General features: G+C 72.0%; 2 pseudogenes. Both read right to left on the bottom strand.

Going from position 1 to position 1046, the window contains the following annotated elements:
• Positions 1 to 363, bottom strand: a pseudogene (locus tag CCN56_RS38195) (aminopeptidase N); the annotation flags it as partial.
• Between the two features lie 52 nt (positions 364 to 415).
• Positions 416 to 1046 (bottom strand): annotated as a pseudogene (locus CCN56_RS38190) (TerD family protein); the annotation flags it as partial.

The raw sequence follows: 1046 nt of genomic DNA, 5'->3' as shown, positions 1-1046 counted from the left end.
GTCGTCGACCGGGTCGACGAAGCGGTGCAGGCCCTCACCGGTGTTGGTGTACGCGCAGTCGGCGACGACCTTCAGCTCGTTGCGGCCCGCGAGCAGGCCCGGCAGCGCGATCCGGGAGTCCCGGAAGACGGCGGCGACGTCCAGGGCGTGCCCGTTGAGCACGGCCTCGTGGACGGCGGGGGCGACGAGGTCGATGAAGGTCTCGGCGCCGGCCTCGGCGGAATCGAAGCGGACGGTGGTGACGGACCGGTAGGTCCCGCCCTCCTGCGCACCGGTGAGGTCGAGTTCGACCTCGTACGCGTCCACGGTCAGCAGCGCCGCCCGCTGCTGAGCCTCTTCACGGGTCAGGTTTGTCCCAGGCACCCGGTCAACTCCTCGGTTTCGTGACGTTTGGGCCATCCTTCCACGGGCCGCCTCAGCGGCGCACGGAACATTTCCACGGTCCGTCACCGCTGATCCGCAGCAGCCCGGGACCCGGCACCGGGGCGCTCACCCGGACCTCGCCGATCTCGTTGACCAGCAGGTCCTGCTCCTCGTCGTCGTAGAGCGGATCGAGGGGCGGGGTGTGCTGGTGGACGGTGAAGTTGGACTCCCCGTGGTGCGCGAAGTCGAGGACCCCGGCCGGCCCCTCGTAGACCACCAGATCGTGCGCGATCCCCTCGACGTGGCTGTCGAAACGGCGCGCGTGGGACAGCGGCAGCACCCGCAGCGTCCAGGGGGTGTCGGCCTCCACCCGCAGGGTCAGCGGGCGGGCGCGCGGGACGAGGGCGACGGTACGCGCGCGTACGTCGTCCTCGTACGCCGTGAGCAGGAAGTCCTCGGCCCGCCCGTACGCGTCGCAGGACTCGATCGTGGTGGACATCGAGTGGTACGACTCGATCTCCAGGAGCACCCAGTGCCCCGCCGGCAGCCCCGGGTCGCAGTGCACGGTCTCCTTGCCGCGCCCCTGGTGGACCGAGGGCCGGAACTCCCCGCCGTACGGATCGGCCACCGGCACGGGCGGCGCGGCGGGCGCCGCCCGTGCCGGTGGCCGATCCGTACGGCGG

Origin of the sequence: Streptomyces sp. NRRL B-24572 (assembly GCF_002156145.1) — a bacterium.
Taxonomy (GTDB): Bacteria; Actinomycetota; Actinomycetes; order Streptomycetales; family Streptomycetaceae; genus Streptomyces; species Streptomyces vietnamensis.
The sequence above is the reverse complement of the archived record's forward strand: the minus strand, read 5'-3'. Positions and strand labels throughout refer to the sequence as shown.